The sequence below is a fragment of the Variovorax sp. KK3 genome (assembly GCF_001984055.1).
In the GTDB taxonomy this organism is placed as follows: Bacteria; Pseudomonadota; Gammaproteobacteria; order Burkholderiales; family Burkholderiaceae_C; genus Variovorax.
In genome coordinates, this window is the sequence record NZ_LYVO01000033.1 from 37,303 (window position 1) to 53,347 (window position 16,045).

General features: G+C 68.9%; 15 protein-coding genes. 2 read left to right on the forward strand and 13 right to left on the reverse strand.

Features of this window, described 5'->3' with window-relative positions; all coding sequences use genetic code 11:
• Nucleotides 1-6: 6 nt before the first annotated feature.
• From B0W80_RS17270 to B0W80_RS17310, 9 genes are all read right to left on the reverse strand, one after another.
• Nucleotides 7-327 carry a type II toxin-antitoxin system PemK/MazF family toxin gene (locus B0W80_RS17270; RefSeq protein ID WP_077000402.1) on the reverse strand — a complete coding sequence of 107 codons (321 nt, stop codon included), beginning with the start codon at nucleotides 325-327 and terminating at the stop codon, nucleotides 7-9.
• The gene (locus B0W80_RS17275; protein ID WP_077000403.1) at nucleotides 321-575 is read right to left on the reverse strand and encodes an antitoxin; all 255 of its coding nucleotides are present in this window, start codon (nucleotides 573-575) and stop codon (nucleotides 321-323) included. Before B0W80_RS17275 ends, B0W80_RS17270 begins: the two co-directional genes overlap by 7 nt.
• An 81-nt stretch (nucleotides 576-656) precedes the next feature.
• Nucleotides 657-1,904, reverse strand: a complete 1,248-nt coding sequence (locus B0W80_RS17280; protein WP_077000404.1) for an SMI1/KNR4 family protein — start codon at nucleotides 1,902-1,904, stop codon at nucleotides 657-659.
• A gap of 145 nt (nucleotides 1,905-2,049) precedes the next feature.
• Nucleotides 2,050-4,371 carry a molybdopterin-dependent oxidoreductase gene (locus B0W80_RS17285; RefSeq protein ID WP_256856605.1) on the reverse strand — a complete coding sequence of 774 codons (2,322 nt, stop codon included), beginning with the start codon at nucleotides 4,369-4,371 and terminating at the stop codon, nucleotides 2,050-2,052.
• A gap of 2 nt (nucleotides 4,372-4,373) precedes the next feature.
• A complete protein-coding gene (locus tag B0W80_RS17290) occupies nucleotides 4,374-5,174 on the reverse strand; it encodes a CoxG family protein (RefSeq protein ID WP_077000405.1) in 801 nt (266 codons plus the stop codon).
• Nucleotides 5,164-5,667 (reverse strand): (2Fe-2S)-binding protein, encoded by a 504-nt coding sequence (locus B0W80_RS17295; protein WP_077000406.1) that lies wholly within the window; start codon nucleotides 5,665-5,667, stop codon nucleotides 5,164-5,166. The genes B0W80_RS17290 and B0W80_RS17295 overlap by 11 nt, the downstream gene beginning before the upstream one ends.
• Nucleotides 5,664-6,536: a xanthine dehydrogenase family protein subunit M gene (locus B0W80_RS17300; protein ID WP_077000407.1), complete on the reverse strand. Its 873-nt coding sequence runs from the start codon at nucleotides 6,534-6,536 to the stop codon at nucleotides 5,664-5,666. Before B0W80_RS17300 ends, B0W80_RS17295 begins: the two co-directional genes overlap by 4 nt.
• Entirely contained in the window at nucleotides 6,529-8,820 is a 2,292-nt protein-coding gene (locus B0W80_RS17305; protein ID WP_077000408.1) for a xanthine dehydrogenase family protein molybdopterin-binding subunit, read from the reverse strand. The genes B0W80_RS17300 and B0W80_RS17305 overlap by 8 nt, the downstream gene beginning before the upstream one ends.
• A 10-nt stretch (nucleotides 8,821-8,830) precedes the next feature.
• Nucleotides 8,831-9,823 carry a tripartite tricarboxylate transporter substrate binding protein gene (locus B0W80_RS17310; protein WP_077000409.1) on the reverse strand — a complete coding sequence of 331 codons (993 nt, stop codon included), beginning with the start codon at nucleotides 9,821-9,823 and terminating at the stop codon, nucleotides 8,831-8,833.
• 97 nt (nucleotides 9,824-9,920) lie between these two features.
• Between B0W80_RS17310 and B0W80_RS17315 the strand changes: the two genes are divergently transcribed.
• A complete protein-coding gene (locus B0W80_RS17315; protein WP_077000410.1) occupies nucleotides 9,921-10,775 on the forward strand; it encodes a helix-turn-helix domain-containing protein in 855 nt (284 codons plus the stop codon).
• Here the strand turns inward: B0W80_RS17315 and B0W80_RS17320 are convergent.
• Entirely contained in the window at nucleotides 10,699-11,697 is a 999-nt protein-coding gene (locus tag B0W80_RS17320; protein WP_077000411.1) for a LysR family transcriptional regulator, read from the reverse strand. The genes B0W80_RS17315 and B0W80_RS17320 overlap by 77 nt on opposite strands.
• 165 nt (nucleotides 11,698-11,862) lie before the next feature.
• Between B0W80_RS17320 and B0W80_RS17325 the strand changes: the two genes are divergently transcribed.
• Nucleotides 11,863-12,273 carry a nuclear transport factor 2 family protein gene (locus tag B0W80_RS17325; protein ID WP_256856607.1) on the forward strand — a complete coding sequence of 137 codons (411 nt, stop codon included), beginning with the start codon at nucleotides 11,863-11,865 and terminating at the stop codon, nucleotides 12,271-12,273.
• On the opposite strand, the gene B0W80_RS17330 is transcribed toward B0W80_RS17325, so the two are convergent.
• The 3 genes from B0W80_RS17330 to mdlC are packed head-to-tail and all read right to left on the reverse strand — an operon-like array spanning nucleotide 12,270 to nucleotide 16,028.
• Nucleotides 12,270-13,415 (reverse strand): alpha-hydroxy acid oxidase, encoded by a 1,146-nt coding sequence (locus tag B0W80_RS17330; RefSeq protein WP_077000413.1) that lies wholly within the window; start codon nucleotides 13,413-13,415, stop codon nucleotides 12,270-12,272. The two genes, B0W80_RS17325 and B0W80_RS17330, sit on opposite strands and share 4 nt — an antisense overlap.
• 19 nt (nucleotides 13,416-13,434) lie before the next feature.
• Nucleotides 13,435-14,400: a tripartite tricarboxylate transporter substrate binding protein gene (locus tag B0W80_RS17335; RefSeq protein ID WP_077000414.1), complete on the reverse strand. Its 966-nt coding sequence runs from the start codon at nucleotides 14,398-14,400 to the stop codon at nucleotides 13,435-13,437.
• A gap of 56 nt (nucleotides 14,401-14,456) precedes the next feature.
• Nucleotides 14,457-16,028: a benzoylformate decarboxylase gene (mdlC, locus tag B0W80_RS17340; protein WP_077000415.1), complete on the reverse strand. Its 1,572-nt coding sequence runs from the start codon at nucleotides 16,026-16,028 to the stop codon at nucleotides 14,457-14,459.
• Between the last annotated feature and the right edge of the window lie 17 nt (nucleotides 16,029-16,045).

The following is a 16,045-nucleotide window of genomic DNA, read 5'->3' on the forward strand; positions in this document are numbered from 1 at the left end:
TCCGGGTCAGGCTGCAAAAATCTCCTGCAGCGTCTCCAGCGTCGAGAGCATCGTCTTGGCTGACACTGTGCCAAGTTTTTTCGCCAGGCGAACTTTGTCGACCGTGCGTACCTGATCCAGGAGTATCAACCCCTTCGTCCCACTGTGCGTCAATGCAATTCGAAATGGTGCCGGGAATCCTTTGGAAGTCATCGGGGCCACGATGACCGTGCGCAGATGGTCGTTCAACTCCGAAGGCGACACCACCACGCACGGGCGGGATTTCTTGATTTCACTGCCGACTGTCGGGTCCAGGTTGACGAGCCAGATTTCCCCGCGTCTTACCAAGACAACTCCGCATCTGCCTCGTTGCCGAACTCACCCATGACCAGCTCGTCGTCTCCCTTGCGAGCCAGGGTCTCGGCGGCCTCGGCCCACCCAGAACGCGGCGGCCGAGTCGCTTTTCGCAGGACGATGGCGCCATCCTCTACCGTCAAATCGGCAACTTCTGCGTCGCCGAATCCTGCCTGCGCCAAGATGGGCTTGGGCAGAACAATGCCCTTGCTGTTACCGAACGGTCTGATACTGACTTCCATGATTCACTCCTGTGGTAACAATGTTATTACTGCGGAAGCGTCCAGGTCAAGCCATACCGGTGACTCGCGTGCTGATTGGCATCAAAGCTCGAAGCTCTGCAAATGATCGACCCGCTCGGCCAGCCCCTCGGCCCCGAGGTAGTGACTGACCTTCCCCGTCCGCACATCCGCCAGCGCGCGTTCCAGATCGCCCAGCATGTCCTGCCGCGTCTTCTCGAAGGCCGTGGAGAGGTCGTGGTGGCGTTGCCGGTAGGCATCGGCGATCACGCGCGCGGCGGCGGGTGCGCCGCAGGCCACACACTCGGCGATGGCGGCCACGCTGGGCTCGGCGCCACGTTCGAGCAACTGCGTGGCCAGCACGGGGGAGATGGCGCTGTCGATGCCGTCCAGCGCGTCGGGCGACACCGGTGCGCCGGCTCCCACCAGCGCTGCGGCGGCGTGGTGGGCGCCATGGGACAGGGCGAGGTCGGTGGCCACCGCACTGCCCTGCAGGGGGCCGTCGAGCGCGACGCCGGCGGCGGCCAGGCGCTGGATCAGCGCCGCATCGTCGGTCGCCACCGCATGGCGCAGCGCGATGCGCGAGAGCGCGCCGTCGCGGTCCAGCGTGCCCTCGGCCAGCGGGCTGCGCCAGTCGACCACCGCACGCCGGTAGAAAGCCACCAGCTTGTCCACCAGTTCGAGCGAGAGACCGTGGTCCTCGTGCCGCTCGTCCAGAAACTCGAGCAGCGACTGGCCGGTGAAGTAGTCGCCGGCCGGCTCGAGCGGGTCTTCGTCGAGGCGCAGCGCGGCGAAGGCTGCGGGGAGGTCGTGCGCGACGGTGGTCAGGCCGTCTTCGTGCATCGCATGGGCCCAGGCATCCGGCAGGCCCTGCTTCCAGGCCAGGACGTGGCCGTGGTCGGCGCCGGGCTCGACCACGGTGTAGATGCGGTCGCTGTACTCGAAGCCGCCGAAGGGCAGGGCGGTCAGCAGGCCGTCCCAGGGTTCTCCGCGCGAGGCGGCCGCTTCGCGGGCGCTTTCCTGTTCGTGCGCGATCCAGCCCTGCAGGTCGTGGTAGCCATCGCTGCCGTTCCAGAACAGTTCGCCCCAGCTGACCGCCTCCTCGCTGCCGTTCATGCGCAGGTGCAGGTCGTAGTCGATGCGGCCGCCCGCAGTGCGTTGCCACAGCGCCGTCAGCTCCGGCGGAATCGGGCCCGCGCACAGGGCCTGCACGGCGGAGATCTGCTCGACCGTCATCGGCGGCTGGGCGTCGAAGATCACGCGGCCTGCGAAGAGCACGATGCCGTGCTCGCGCAAGGTGGCCAGTTCGTCATCGGCAAAGTGGTCGCTCATGTCGTCTCTCCTTGTCGTCGGCGTGCCCGGTGGCGCGGCGGCCGAAGGTCCGCGAGCCATGAGAGCCGGGCCGTGAAAGAGAGTATCAACTTCTGGGCGCTGCGCCACGCACCACCCCTCGGGGTGGATGCCCATGCGTGGCGCGTCAGCCGGCGTGTGCGGCGAACGCCGGTGGATCGAAGGCCGTGACCGCTGGCGGCAGATCGCATTTCTCGACCTGCACCAGCACCGTCTGCACCATGGTCGACTGCGCGAGCCTGGACGTGCCGCGGTCCAGCGTGACCACGTTGGGATTGCCGTGCTTCTCGAGGCTGCCCGGCTCGCCGCCCTCGGCCGGGTCGTACCAGGCACCGGTGGCGATCTGGGCGACGCCGGGGCGCAAATGGTCCGAGATCACCACGCCGGCCAGGAACGCGCCGCGGTCGTTGAAGACGCGTGCCACGTCGCCCGCTGCGAGGCCGCGCGATCGCGCCTCGTCGGGATGCAGCGTGAGCGCCTCGCGTCCGGCCACCTTGCACAGGCGGCTGGCCGGGGCGTGGTCGTGCTGGCTGTGGAGGCGTGGAGTCGGCTGGTTCGACATCAGGTGCAGCGGAAATCGCGCGGCGTCGGCCGAACCCAGCCATTCGGCAGGCTCCAGCCATGACGGGTGCGGCGGGCAGTCCGCGTAACCGTAGCCTGCGATGGTGTTCGAGTAGATCTCGATGCGGCCCGACGGCGTGGCCAGCGCATGCGCGGCAGGGTCGTCGCGGAAGTCGCCCAGCAACGCCTTGGACCGGGCTGGCGGCGGAAATTCGTAGGAGCCCGCGTCCCAGAAATCCTGGAACGGCGGCGGCTCGAAGCCGAGCGCCTGCGCCCGTGCACGCGCACCTTCGTACATGTGCTTCAGCCACCCCATCTCGTCCCGCCCCTCGGTGTAGGCGTGGCCGAAGCCCAGGCGCGCGGCCAGCTTCGCCATGATGTCGAAGTCGTTGCGTGCCTGGCCGACCGGCTCGATCACCTGCTTCATCGCGATCCAGAAAGGCGTGTACTCCTGCGCGAGGATGTCGTTGCGCTCCATCGTGGTGGTGGCCGGCAGCACGATGTCGGCGTGCCTCGCAGGCGGGTTCCACCACGGCTCGTGGACGATGACCGTGTCCAGCCGCTGCCAGGCCTCGAGGAAGCGGTTGAGGTTGCCGTTGTGGTGAAACGGGTTGCCGCCGATCGAGTACAGAAGCTTCGTGTCGGGATAGGTGATGGTCTTGCCGTCGTACTCGATGCTTTCGCCGGGGTGCAGCAACATGTCGGCGACGCGCCCGACCGGCACGTAGGCCTTCACGGGATTGGGGCCGAGCGGCAGGGTCGGCCTCGGCAGGTCGTCATGGTGCGGCTGCGTGGTGCCGCTGATGGCACCGAAGCCCAGGCTGAAGCCGCGGCCCGGCAGGCCGATCTGGCCCAGCATCGCGGCGAGCGTGATGGTCATCCACACCGGCTGTTCGCCATGGTCCGCGCGCTGGATCGACCAGCTCGTGGTGACGAGCGTGCGCGATGCGGCCATCGTGCGTGCGAGGCCCTCGATGACATCGGCAGGCACCTCGGTGATGCGGCTGGCCCATCGCGCATCTTTCGGTTGGCCGTCCTCGCGGCCCTTGAGGTAGGCCTGGAAGCGCTCGTAGCCTTCGCAGTGCGTCGCAAGGAATCCGCGGTCGCACAAGCCTTCGGTCTCCAGCGTGTGCGCCATGCCCAGCATGAGGGCGACGTCGGTGCCCGGCCGCAGCGCGATCCATTCCGCCTTCACCTCCGCGGGCAGGTCCTGGCGCGACGGGCCGATGTTGACGAAGCGGATGCCCGCCGCCGCGGCGCGCCGGAACCAGTCCGGGCTCTGGTGCGCCACCGCGCCGCCGGGGTCGATCTGGGTGTTCTTCAGCGACGCGCCACCGAACATCACGACCAGTTCGGCGGACGCCACCACCTCGGCCCAGGGCACCACCATCTCGGTGATGTCCGAGCGGCCCAGGATGTAGGGCGTGATGTGCAGCGCTGCGCCGAAGCTGTGGTTGCCGCGCTTGTCGACGTAGCCGCCGTGCAGGCCCAGGAAGCGCTTCAGCACGCTGGGCGAATGGTGCAGACGTCCGGCACTGGCCCAGCCGTAGGAGCCGCCGTAGATCGCCTCGTTGCCGAACTGCGTCTTGACGCGCTGCAGCGCGCCGGCGACGAGGTCGATCGCTTCGTCCCAGCCCACCGGCACGAAGGGCTCGCCGCCGCGCTTCCTCGTCTTCTCGCCCTGCAGGTAGCCTGCGCGCACGTAAGGCTGCTCGATGCGCAGCGGGCTTTGCACCGTGTCGGGCAGGCTGGCCATGTAGCTCGGCGGGTGCGGGTCGGCGCGGAAGGGCGTGGTGCGGACGATCTGGCCGCGCGGATCGACCTCCACGTTGTAGACGCCCCAGTGCGAGGCGGTCTGGACCGTGCGATGGCCGCGCGGCATGTTCATCGTCATTCCTTCACGGTTGCCGGCCGCAGGCAGTCGCGCAACAGCGCGGCGCATTCGGCGGCCGCTTCCAAGGGCCAATGGACGGTGACGGCGGCGCCGTCACGCATCAGATCGATGCGGATGTGGCGTGGACTCGGCGGCGTATCGCGCTTCGAGAGCGCGCCCAGAAGGCGCGGCCACCAGCCGATGGGTGTCGGCCGGACAGCAACGGCCTCGTGCTCGACGAGTTGCTGCGCGACGCCCAGCACATGCGATGTCGATGCGGTGGGTGCAATGAGCTTGGTGGGCGCAGCAGGTTCGGCCACGGGCCGCGCCACGTCGGCATCGGACGACCCCGGCCCGCCCGGCCCATCCTGCTGTACCTCGATCCGCTTCGCCAGGTTCTGCCCGAACTCGTCCCACATGCGATCGGCCTTGGTCTTCATGACGCTCAGGCCGAAGCTGCCCAGCCGGCCCAGCACGTCGACCTTGACCTTCATGCGCAGCGCGGTGCTGCCGTCGGGCTGCTCGTCCAGCACCATCTCGCTTTGCTGCTTGAGCGAACTCGCGACCGAGGCGTCTTCGCCCGTGCCTTCGCAGCGCAGGTAGTGCGGCGCGCGCTGCTCGAGGATGGTCGTCTTGAGCCTGAACTTCGCGCTGATGAAAGCGATCTTCACGGCCATCACGGCCTTGTACTCGGTGGGGCTCAGCACCTCGATCGACTGCATGCCGGGCACGCAGCCGCCCATCACCTCGGGGTCGAGCAACAGGGCCCACACGCGCGCGGGCGGCGCGGCGATGGCCAGGGTCTTTTCAATTTCCATGGGGCACCTTCTCTTGCACGTTCTTTTGCATCATTTCCGCGGCGTCCATCACGGACTCCACGATCTGGCTGTAGCCGGTGCAACGGCACAGGTTGCCGTTGAGGCCCTTGCGGACCTCGTGCTCCGTGGGGTGGGGGTTCTTCGCGAGCAAGGCGCACGAGGCCATGACGAAGCCCGGCGTGCAATACCCGCACTGCAGGCCGCCGCAGCGCATGAAGGCGTCCTGCACGGGGTGAAGCTCGTCGCCGCGGGCCAGGCCTTCGACGGTGGTGATGGCGCAGCCGTCGGCGTGCACCGCCAGCGACAGGCAGGACTTCACGACCTCGCCGTCGACCAGCACCGAGCAGGCGCCGCAGACGCCGGTCTCGCAGCCGCGCTTGGTGCCCGTGAGGTGCAGGTCGTCGCGCAGTAAGTCGGCGAGCAGGCGTCGCGCGGAAACCTGCGTCTCCTGCCGCTCTCCGTTGACGACCAATGCGATCGTGTGAAGGCTCATGTCTCTTCTCCAGTCAGGCCGAACAGGTCGGCGATGGTGCGGCGGCATGCGATGCGGACCATGTCGCGCCGGAAGTCGGCGGTGCCGCGGTTGTCCGAGATCGGGTCGATCTCGGCCGCGACGATGTCGGCGGCCTCCGCAGCCACCATCGGGTCGACGGTCCTGCCGCGCAGGAATTCCTCGGCACGGGCGAGGCGGCCCGGCACGGGTACCGAGGCGCCCACCACCAGCCGCGCCTCGCGGCACAGCGCGCCATCGCGCCGCACCACCAGCGACACGCTGGCGAGCGGCCGGTGCTCGGCAGCCGTGCGCAAGAAGCGCGTGTAGCGGCCGTCGGCGCCGGGCTGCGGCGGCGGCACGCGGATGGCGACCAGCAGTTCGTCGGGTTCGAGCGCGGTCACGTAGTAGTCGACGAGGAATTCCTCGATCGACAGCGTGCGCTCGCCGCGCGCGCTGCCCAGCACCACCTGGGCGCCATGCGCCATCAGGCAGCCGGGCGGGTCGGTGGCCGGGTCGGCGTAGCAGAGGTTGCCGCCCAGCGTGCCCTGGTTGCGCACCTGCGGGTTGGCGACCTGCGCGGCCATGGCGGCAAGCGTCGGGTAGTGCTGCCGCACGACGTCGGCGCGCGCCAGCTCGGCGTGCCTGACCAGCGCGCCGATGCGCAGGCCCTGCTGCGGATCGAAATTGATGCCCCACATGCCATCGAGCCGCAGGGCCGACACCACGTGCGAGGGCGCCACCATGCGCTGCCGCATCGCCAGCAGCAAGGCCGTGCCGCCGGCCATTACGCGGCATTCGTCGCCCAGGTCGGCCAGCATGCGGCTGGCTTCCGCCACGGTACGCGGTTCGAGGAATTCGAAGTCATGCATGGCGCGGCTCCTCGCGGCGGCGCAGCGCGGCCAGCACCTTCTCGGGCGTAATCGGCAGCTCGGTGATGCGCACGCCGACCGCGTCGAACACGGCGTTGGCGATGGCGCCCGGGCCGGGCAGGATGGCGGTTTCGCTCGCGCCCTTGGCGCCGTAGGGGCCGTTGGGGTCGTTCGATTCGACGATGCCGCTGCGCAGCATGGGCAGGGCGTCGGGCGAGGGCATCGTGTAGTCGGCGAAGTTGCCGTTGACGATGCGACCGTCTTCCACCTGCAGGCGCTCGTAGAGCGTCCAGCCGATGGCCTGGGCCGCCGCACCGTTGCTCTGGCCGTGCACAGCGAGCGGGTTGAGGGCCTTGCCGCAGTCGTCGGAGACGAAGCTGTCGACCAGCGTGACCTGGCCGGTCTCGGTGTCGACCTCGACCTCGACCGCCTGCGCCGCGAAGGAATAGGCCGGTGCGATGTTGCCCATGAGCGTGTTCTTGTCGAACATCTCGGTGCGCGCATCCCAGCTGCCGGTGACCTGGATGCCTTCGCCGCCGTGGCGCCAGAGGTGCGCGCGGGCCAGCTCGGCCAGCGTCAGGCTGCGTTCCGGCGCAGCGCGCAGGTGCACGCTGCCGCCCGCGCACTGCAACTCGGCAGCCGGTGCCTGCAGCATCGTGGCCGCCTGGTCCATCAGCTTGTCGCGCGCGGCCCGCGCCGCAACGATGGCCGCGTTGCCGGCCGCGATGGTGACGCGCGAGGCCAGCGAGCCGATGCAGAAGGGCGCGCTGTCGGTGTCGGGTGCGACGACGTGGACGTGCGCCAGCGGAATGTCGAGCTCGTGCGCCACCACCTGGGTCAGCATGGTCATCGCGCCCTGGCCCATGTCGGCCTCGCTGCAGTGCAGGACGACACGGCCGTCCTCGTTGACCTTCAGCATGACGGTGGAGCCGTCCCAGTCGCCGATGGTGCGGTTGCCGCTCACGTGCATGGCCGCGGCCAGGCCCAGGCCGCGCCGCTTGGCGCCGTGGCCGGCGATGCGGCCGCGGCGGGTGTGCCAGCCGATGGCTTCGGTGCACTGCGCCAGGCACTCGGCCAGGCCCGTGCTGCCGATCTTCCAGCCATGCACCGAGGTCTCGCCGCGCTCCAGGGCATTGAGGCGATGCACGTCGAGCGGGTCGAGTCCCAGCTTGCGCGCCATGGTGTCGAGGTGGCTGTTCAGCGCGAACAGCATCTGCGTGCCGCCGAAGCCGCGAAAGGCGCCGTGCGGCGGCGTGTGCGTGTAGACCAGCGTGGCGTGCGAACGCACGTTGGGATTGCGGTGCATGTTGTCGCTGCGCATGGCGCTGACGTGCATCACCTCGGCCGAGAGCCCGCTGTAGGCGCCGCAGTCGGCGACGATGCGCACGTCCTTGGCGACGATGCGCCCGTCGCGGCTCATGCCCAGCTTGAGCGTGATGCGCTCGGGCACGCTGGTGCAGCAGGCCAGGAAGTCTTCGAGCCGGTTGTTGACAAGCCGCACCGGCTTGCCGGTGCGCAGCGCGAGCGCGCCGGCGATCAGGCTGTTGGCGTCTTCGATGATCTTGCCGCCGAAGCCGCCGCCGGTGGTCGACTGGATCACGCGGACGCGCGACACCGGCAGCTCCAGCACGGCGGCCAGGCGCGCGCGTGCCAGGAAGGCCGATTGCGTGGAGGTCCACACCTGCAGGCGGCCGTCGGGGTCGACCATGGCCACAGAGGCCATCGGCTCCATGTAGCCCGGGTACTGCGAATGCGTGCTGTACGTGGCCTCATGCACCAGGTGGGCTTGTGCGAAGGCCGTGTCGACGTCGCCACGCTCGAATCGAATCTCGTGCGACACGTTGTTCGCGCGGCCGGGATGCACGGTCGGCGCCTCGGCATCGAGCGCTTCCTCGGGCGTGAAGAGGGCGGGCAGCTCTTCGTACTCGACCTCGATCAGGTCCAGCGCGTCGCGCGCGATGTCTTCGCTGGTCGCAGCGACGGCAGCCACTTCCTCGCCGGCGAAGCGCACCACGTCGCGGGCCAGCGTGAGCCGCTCCTTGTGGTGCACGCCCCAGGGCACCTGCGGGCCGTCGGCGCCCGTCACGACCGCCTTGACGCCCGGCAGCGCCAGGGCCTGCGTGGTGTCGATGCGCACGATGCGCGCGTGCGGGTAGGGGCTGCGCAGCACCTTCCCGTGCAGCATGCCGGGCAGCTGGATGTCGCCCGCATACTGCGCGCGGCCCATCACCTTGGCGCGTGCGTTGACCTGGGGCACCGAGGTGCCCAGCGTGGATTCGCTCATGGGAGCCGCCTCAGTCGGCCGTGATGGCCAGGTCCTTGATCAGCTTGCCCATCGCCTGGTATTCGGTGGCGTTGGTCTTGGCCAGCACCTCGGGTGCGCCGCCGACCGGCAGGGCGCCGAAGGTCGCGAGCTTGGCCACCACCTCGGGCGACTTGACGATCTCGTTGAGGTGGCTGTTGAGCAGCCGCACCACGTCCGCCGGCGTGCCCTTGGGCGCGAAAAAGCCGTTCCACGCGCCGACCACCACGTCCTTGTAGCCCGCTTCCACCAGCGTGGGCACGTTGGGCGCGAGCGGCGAGCGCTTGGCGTCGCCGATGGCCAGCGGCGTGAGCCGGGCCGTGCTGGTGTACTGGCTCACCACGCCGAGCGTGACCCACGCCGTGTCCACGTGGCCTGCCACCACGTCGTTGACCGAGGGCGCGACGCCGCGGTAGGGCACGTGCGTGATCTTCACGTTGGCGGCGCGGTTCAGCCATTCGCCGACGATGTGCATCGGCGAGCCCGCGCCGGGGCTCGCGTAGGTGAGCGACTTGCCCGACTTGGTCAGCGCGATCATCTCTGGCACCGACTTCACGCCGACGCCGGGGTACGCGACCAGCACGAGGGGCTGCGTGGCGATCTGCACGATCGGCTCGAAGCCGTTGAGCACGTCGTAGCTGGCGGCCGGCGACAGGCGCATCACCATGGGCGCGGTGGTGAACGGGTTCGGCGTGAACAGCAGCGTGTAGCCGTCGGGCGCCGCACGGCCGACGAAGCCGTTGCCGATCGTGCCGCCGGCGCCGGGCTTGTTGTCGACGATCACGGGCTGGTTCAGGCGCTGCGACAAGCGCTCGGCGAGCATGCGCGCGATCGAGTCGGTGTCGCTGCCGGGCGGGTAGGAGACGACGACGGAGATCGGCTTGGCCGGGTAGGCCGTCTGGGCTGCCGCCGGAAGGATGGCGGAGCAATAGCCGCAGGTGAGCGCGAGGGCACCGAGCGCAAGTTGACGACGAAGGGTGTTCATGTGGGTGGCTCCCGGGCTTGGCCCGCAGCAGGTGGTTGAAGAAGGCGTGCGAATTCTGGAATTCGCGACCCCGCGCCGCCAGACATAATTTCACTCAATGAACCAATCGAAGCGCGATGCATTCCGCGGCGCCGGCCCTGCGCCCGGCGTGAAGTCGATCACCGCCCTGCGGCGGGGGCTCGACGTGTTCTGGTCCATCCAGCAGTCGTCCGCGGCAACGCTGGCGGACCTGCACCGCCAGACCTCGCTGTCGAAGGCGACCTTGCTTCGCATCCTGAAGACGCTGCAGGAGGCCGGCTGGATCGCGCGCAACGAGGTCGAGAACCGCTACGTGCCGGCGGCGAGCCCCGGCGAGTCGGGGCTCGCGGTGGCATGGCGCACGCGCCTGTCGGCCCTGGCGACGCAGCCGCGGGAGCAGCTCCAGAAGGTCGTGCCCTGGCCCATCGACCTGGCGGTGCGCGACGGACTGGCGATGCTGATCCTCGACACCAACCGGCCGATCAACGGGCTCGCCGTCAACTACCGGGTGCTGGGCTTCCGCCCGCGGCTGCTGCTGTCGTCATTGGGCCGCTGCTACCTGGCCTTCTGCCCCGATGACGAGCGCCGGCGGCTGCTCGACGCGCTGGCCCGCTCGCCTTACGAGGTCGACCGCGCGGCATTGAAATCGCACGGCGCCCGCGACTGGGCGAGCCGATATCGAGCGCAGGGCTATGCGTCGCGCGACCCGAGCCCGACCAGCATGGATTCGCCGGAGCGCTTCGGCGCGATCTCGGTGCCCATCGTTCTGGATGGCGCAGTGGTCGCCTGCATGAGCTGCGCGTGGCTGCCGGCCGTGGCCACCGAGCAGCAGATCGTGGAGCGCCATCTCGCGGACCTCAAGGTCGCAGCGCGTGCCGTGCAAGACCGGCTGTCGGCCGCGCGCTTTCCGGCCGCGGCGCCGGACGTGCAGTAGCCGGCCCGGTCCCGAGCAGCAGTGCCTTCACCGCAGGGCGCTCGAACCAGGCCACCAGGTGGTCCAGCATCGCGCGGACCTGGGGCGCCATGTGTGCCCTCGTCGCATAGATGGCACACACGTCGAGGGCGGGCGGCTCGAAGTCCGGCAGCACCTGCACCAGTTGCCCGGCTTCGAGATGCTTGGCCACCGACAGGTAGGGTTGCATGGTGATGCCGCCATCGTCCAGAGCAGCCGCCAGCAGGAAGAGCGAATCGTCGGCGCACAGGTGGCTTCGGATCGGCACGTCGACGGCGGCCTCGTCCTGACGCGCGCGCAGCCTCCAGCTCGACAGGCCCAGCGGCGCATAGACGGCGCAGTCATGGTGCAGCAGATCCGCGGGCGCCCTCGGCATGCCCCGGCGCGCGAGGTAGTTCGGCGAGGCGCACAGCACCGACATGCACACCCCGAGTGGCCGGGCGACCAAACTGCCGTCGAGCCCCGAATGGATGCGAACGGCCAGATCGACGCGATCGTCCACCAGGTGCAGCGCGCGGTTGTCGACGGCAAGCGCCACACCCACGTCGGGATGATCCCGATGAAACGCGGACACGGCGGCCGCCAGCGTCGCCTGCCCCAGCGAATGCGAACAGCTCATGCGGATCTGGCCTCGCAGCGGGTGGCTGTCGACGGGCCGCGACTGGGCCAGTTGGCGGGCGTGCGACAGCATGTCCCTGCATCGCCTCAACGCTTCCTCGCCACCCGGCGTGAGCGAGATGCTTCGTGTCGTCCTGTTCAACAGGCGCACGCCCACCCAGCATTCCATGTCGACGAGATGGCGCGAGACCATGGCGCGCGACATGCCCAGGGCGTCCGCGGCCGCGCTCAAGGACGAGCGCTCGGCGATCGCCACGAACACTTCGGAGGCGGTCAGGCGATCCATTTGTCAACGATGCCGCGACACAGAATTGCACGCACGGGGCTCCTTCTTCGGCCGTGCTGCCTCTAGCATCGTCCGGCCGATCCTGGCGCTTTTCATTCCCGAACCTCCATGCGTCACTCTTCAAAGATTTCCTGCTTGCTGGCCATTGGCGCCATCGCCGTCCAGATGTCGTTCGCTCCGGTCGCCTCTGCCGGCACGCCTGCCGAAGAGGCCAATCGCGCCGCGGTGCTCGATTTCTACGAAAAAGGCCTGAACCAGAAGAACGCGGATGCCGCGCTGGTTCACGTCGGCAACCGCTACGTTCAGCACAACCCCAATGCCGCGGACGGCCCCGAGGGCTTTCGCAAGTTCATCGCCTTCCTCGCCGAGAAGTTTCCGCAGTCGCGCAGCATCATCAAGCGCTCGTTCGTCGAGGGCGACTACGTGATCCTGCACGTCCACGCCCTGCGCGAACCCAACACGCGCGGCAACGCGATCATCGACATCTTCAAGCTCGAGAACGGCAAGATCGTCGAGCATTGGGACGTCAACCAACCCGTGCCGGAGAAGGCCGCGAACGACAACGGCATGTTCTAGGGTAGCCACTCGGCCGGCGCCAGGTGGTTCCGGCCGACGTCGCCCATGGCCGTCACGCCCAGCAGCGCCGCAGCGCGCTCGAGTTCCTGCCGCAGCATCGCCAGCACGGCGTCGACGCCTTGCTCTCCATCGGCGGCCAGCCCGTAGACCGGGGCGCGGCCCAGCAGCACCCCGTGGGCCCCGAGTGCCAGGGCCTTGAGCACGTCCGTGCCGCGCCTGAAGCCGCCATCGACGAGCACCGGCTTGCGGCCTTCGACCGCATCGATTACGCCGGGCAAGGCGCTGATCGACGAGGGCGCGCCGTCGAACTGGCGGCCGCCGTGGTTGGAGACGACGATCGCATCCACGCCCTGCGAAAGGGCGCGCTGGGCATCCTTGGGGTGAAGAATGCCCTTGAGCAGCAGCGGCCCGTCCCAGTGCTTTCGCACCCACTGCAGGCTGCTCCAGTCGAGCGTGCGGTCCATCTCGCGCGCCAGTAAGGCCGCCTGGGCCTGGGCATCGCCGGCCTTGCCTTCGGGCACGAGGTTGACGAACTGCGGTGAGCCCCCCCGGGCCAGCCGCGACAGCCAACCGGGCCGTCGCAGCACGTCGAGGGCGAGACTGGGCGTGACGCGAAAGGGCAGCCGGAAGGCGTTGCGTGCATCGCGCTCGCGCGCACCGCTGACCGGCACGTCGACCGTGAGCACCAGCGCGCCGAAGCGGGCCGCCTTGGCCCGCTTCAGCAGCCGCTCGGCGAACAAGCGGTCCGACAGCACGTAGAGCTGCAGCCATTGCAACGCCGGTGCGTCGGCCTCGTGCAAATCCTCGATCAGCGTGTTCGACGCCGTCGACAGGATGTGGGGAATGCGGGCGCGTGCCGCCGCCCGCGCCAGCATGGCGTCGCCGCGAGGGCGCACGAGGCCGCACAGGCCGATGGGAGCGACGGCGAAGGGTGCGCTCCAGCGTTCGCCGAAGAGTTCGACGGACAGGTCGATGTGCGCGTTGCCCGCCAGGCAATTGGGCATGAGGCGGACCTTCGCGAGATCCTGGATGTTCAGGCGCAGCGTCTGCTCGTCCTCCGCCCCGCCGCGAAGGTAGTCGAAGACGAACCTGGGGAGTGCGCAGTTCGCCTTCTTCTCGTAGTCGCTCGTGTTGATCAGCATCGGGTCAGCATATCGGGCATCAGTCGAGCTTGATGCCGACGTCCTGGATCACCTGGCGCCACTTCTCGCGCTCGCTCATCCAGAAGTCGAGCATCTGCGCCGGCGTGCCGGGCAGCGGCTCGAGCGCCAGCGCATCGAACCTCGACAGCACGGCCGGCGCCTTGAGCGCCGTCTGCAGAGCCTGGGCCCATTGCTGCACGGTTGCGGCGGACGTGCCCTTGGGCGCGACCAGGCCCTGCCACGCATAGGCTTCGTAGCCGGTGACGCCTTGCTCCGCGAGCGTCGGCACCTGGGGGTAGTTCTTCAGCCGCTCGCGGTTGGCCACTGCGATCACCTTGACCTTGCCGGCCGCGATGTGCTGCACCACGCTGCCGCTGTCGATCAGCATGAAGGGCACCTGGCCGCCGATGACGTCGATGATGGCGGCGGCGCCGCCCTTGTACGGCACGTGCGTCACCTTGAGGCCGCTGCGCTGCGCCAGCAACTCGGTGGCCAGGTGGTGCGGCGTGCCCAGGCCCGGCGTGGCATAGCTGACCGGGTTGCCCTGCGCCTTGGCCCACGCCTGGAACTCGCGGAAGTTGTTCACCGGCACGTTGTTGTTGACGACCAGGAACAGCGGAAAGCGCGCCAGCAGCCCGACCGGCACGAAGTCGCGCTCGGCGTTGTAGTTGAGCTTGGCGAAGAGCGAGGGGTTGGCCGCCAGCGTCGCGAAGTCCGCGGTGAACATCACGTTGTTGATGTCGCGCGTGTGGGCCACGTACTCGGCCGCGATGTTGGTGCCCGCGCCGGGCTTGTTGTTGACGATGATCGTGCGGTTCAGTGTCTTGCCCATCGCTTCGGCCACGGTGCGGGCCACGGCGTCGGAGCCGCCCCCCGCGACGAAGCCAACGACCCACTCGATGGGCTTGTCCTGCTGGGCGTTGGCCACTGCGAAGGCGGGCAGCAGCGCCATCGCGAGGGATGCTTGTAGAAGTCTTCTTCTCATCGTCGTCTCCTGGTGTTGAATGGATTCGGATATGTCGGTGCGCCTGGGCTTGCGCTTCACTGCACGTCGAGCTCCAGCAGATTGGTCGTGTTCGATGCCAGCGCTTTCTCGAAGGCCGCATGCAGATCGGCGGCCGCGCCGACCTTGCGCGCGGGGCAGCCCATGCCGATCGCCAGCGAGCAGAAGTCGAGGTCCGGCAGGTCGGTGCCTTGCACCGCGTCACCGGCCGCGAAGCCGAACACGGGCGCGAAGTCCTGCAGCGCCGCGTAGCGCCGGTTGTTGAGGATGACGAAGGTGATGGGCAGGCCGAGCTGCTTCGCGCTCCAGATGGCCTGGATCGAATACAAGCTGGAGCCGTCGCCCATCAGGCAGACGACGCGCCGACCCGGCTTGCCCAGCGCGACGCCGACGGCAGCCGGCATGCCGTAGCCGAGGCCGCCGCTGTCCATCGTGTAGAAGGTTTCGCTTTGCGTGAAGGGAAGGTAGGCCTGCATGACCGGCCGCGCGCTCGGGGCTTCTTCGACCACGATGTCGTCGGGGCGCTTCACTTCGCCGAGCGCTTGCAGCGCATACGCCACCGACATGACGGTCGATGGCTCGGCCCGCTGCGGTGCGCGGCGCTTCCCCGGCGCTTCGCGCGCATTGGTGGGGCGATGAGTCGCCAACTCGCGCACGCTCAGGCGGATGCTGCCGACGCCAGAGGTTCCGACCGGCGTCCATGCCGCGGTCTCGGGGTTGTCGGTGATCTGGTAGAGCGCCGCGCCGTCCGGCACGTGCGGGCCGTCGCCTTCCACGTGGTACGTGAATGCGGGCGCACCGATGGCCAGGATGACGTCGTGGCCGCTCAACAGTGCGACGATGTTTTCCCTGTGCGCGGGCAGGAAGCCTGCGAAGAGGCGGTGGTCTTCGGGAAAGCTGCAGCGACCGGACATGGGCGCGGCCCAGACGCGCGCGTTGTGCAACTCCGCCAATCGGATGACGTCGTCCCATGCGCCGTCGCGGTCCACTGCGCCGCCCACCACCAAGGCCGGGCGCTGCGAGGCATCGAGCGCATGGGCGATCTTCTCGAGCGTGTCGGGCTGCACGCGCAATTCGGTGCTCACGTCGCGGGCCGGCACGTATTCGGCCGGCCTGTCCCAGTCGTCGACGGGAATCGACACGAACACGGGGCCACGCGGCGGAAGCATCGCCAAGTAGTAGGCGCGCGCGATGGCGGGCGGCACGTCCTCCGCGCGGGCGGGCTCGACGCTCCACTTCACGTAGGGCTTGGGCAGCTCGACTGCCTGGTTCGATGCGAGGAAGGGGCTGAAGGGCAGGATGGACCGCGCCTGCTGGCCGGCCGTGATCACCATCGGCGTCTGGTTCTTGTGGGCCGTGAAGATGTTGCCCATGGCATTGCCGACGCCGGCTGCCGAATGCAGGTTGACGAAAGACGCGCGGCGCGTGGCCTGGGCATAGCCGTCGGCCATGCCGACGACGGTCGCTTCCTGAAGCCCCAGGACGTACCTGAAGTCGGACGGGAAGTTGCGAAAGAGCGGCAACTCCGTCGAGCCCGGGTTGGCGAACACCGACGTCATTCCGAACCTGCGCATCAAGTCCAGGACCGAGTCCCGCACCGTGGTCTGCATGAAGTGCCTCCGTTGTT

Bases quoted from the DNA above. Each gene is read 5' to 3' on its own strand.
- B0W80_RS17285 (WP_256856605.1), bottom strand. From the start codon at position 4,371: ATGAACATGCCGCGCGGCCATCGCACGGTCCAGACCGCCTCGCACTGG.
- B0W80_RS17325 (WP_256856607.1), top strand. From the start codon at position 11,863: ATGTCGTTCGCTCCGGTCGCCTCTGCCGGCACGCCTGCCGAAGAGGCC.
- B0W80_RS17295 (WP_077000406.1), bottom strand. From the start codon at position 5,667: ATGAGCCTTCACACGATCGCATTGGTCGTCAACGGAGAGCGGCAGGAG.
- B0W80_RS17310 (WP_077000409.1), bottom strand. From the start codon at position 9,823: ATGAACACCCTTCGTCGTCAACTTGCGCTCGGTGCCCTCGCGCTCACC.
- B0W80_RS17315 (WP_077000410.1), top strand. From the start codon at position 9,921: ATGAACCAATCGAAGCGCGATGCATTCCGCGGCGCCGGCCCTGCGCCC.
- B0W80_RS17330 (WP_077000413.1), bottom strand. From the start codon at position 13,415: ATGCTGATCAACACGAGCGACTACGAGAAGAAGGCGAACTGCGCACTC.
- B0W80_RS17305 (WP_077000408.1), bottom strand. From the start codon at position 8,820: ATGAGCGAATCCACGCTGGGCACCTCGGTGCCCCAGGTCAACGCACGC.
- B0W80_RS17280 (WP_077000404.1), bottom strand. From the start codon at position 1,904: ATGAGCGACCACTTTGCCGATGACGAACTGGCCACCTTGCGCGAGCAC.
- B0W80_RS17290 (WP_077000405.1), bottom strand. From the start codon at position 5,174: ATGGAAATTGAAAAGACCCTGGCCATCGCCGCGCCGCCCGCGCGCGTG.
- B0W80_RS17335 (WP_077000414.1), bottom strand. From the start codon at position 14,400: ATGAGAAGAAGACTTCTACAAGCATCCCTCGCGATGGCGCTGCTGCCC.
- B0W80_RS17300 (WP_077000407.1), bottom strand. From the start codon at position 6,536: ATGCATGACTTCGAATTCCTCGAACCGCGTACCGTGGCGGAAGCCAGC.
- B0W80_RS17275 (WP_077000403.1), bottom strand. From the start codon at position 575: ATGGAAGTCAGTATCAGACCGTTCGGTAACAGCAAGGGCATTGTTCTG.
- B0W80_RS17320 (WP_077000411.1), bottom strand. From the start codon at position 11,697: ATGGATCGCCTGACCGCCTCCGAAGTGTTCGTGGCGATCGCCGAGCGC.
- mdlC (WP_077000415.1), bottom strand. From the start codon at position 16,028: ATGCAGACCACGGTGCGGGACTCGGTCCTGGACTTGATGCGCAGGTTC.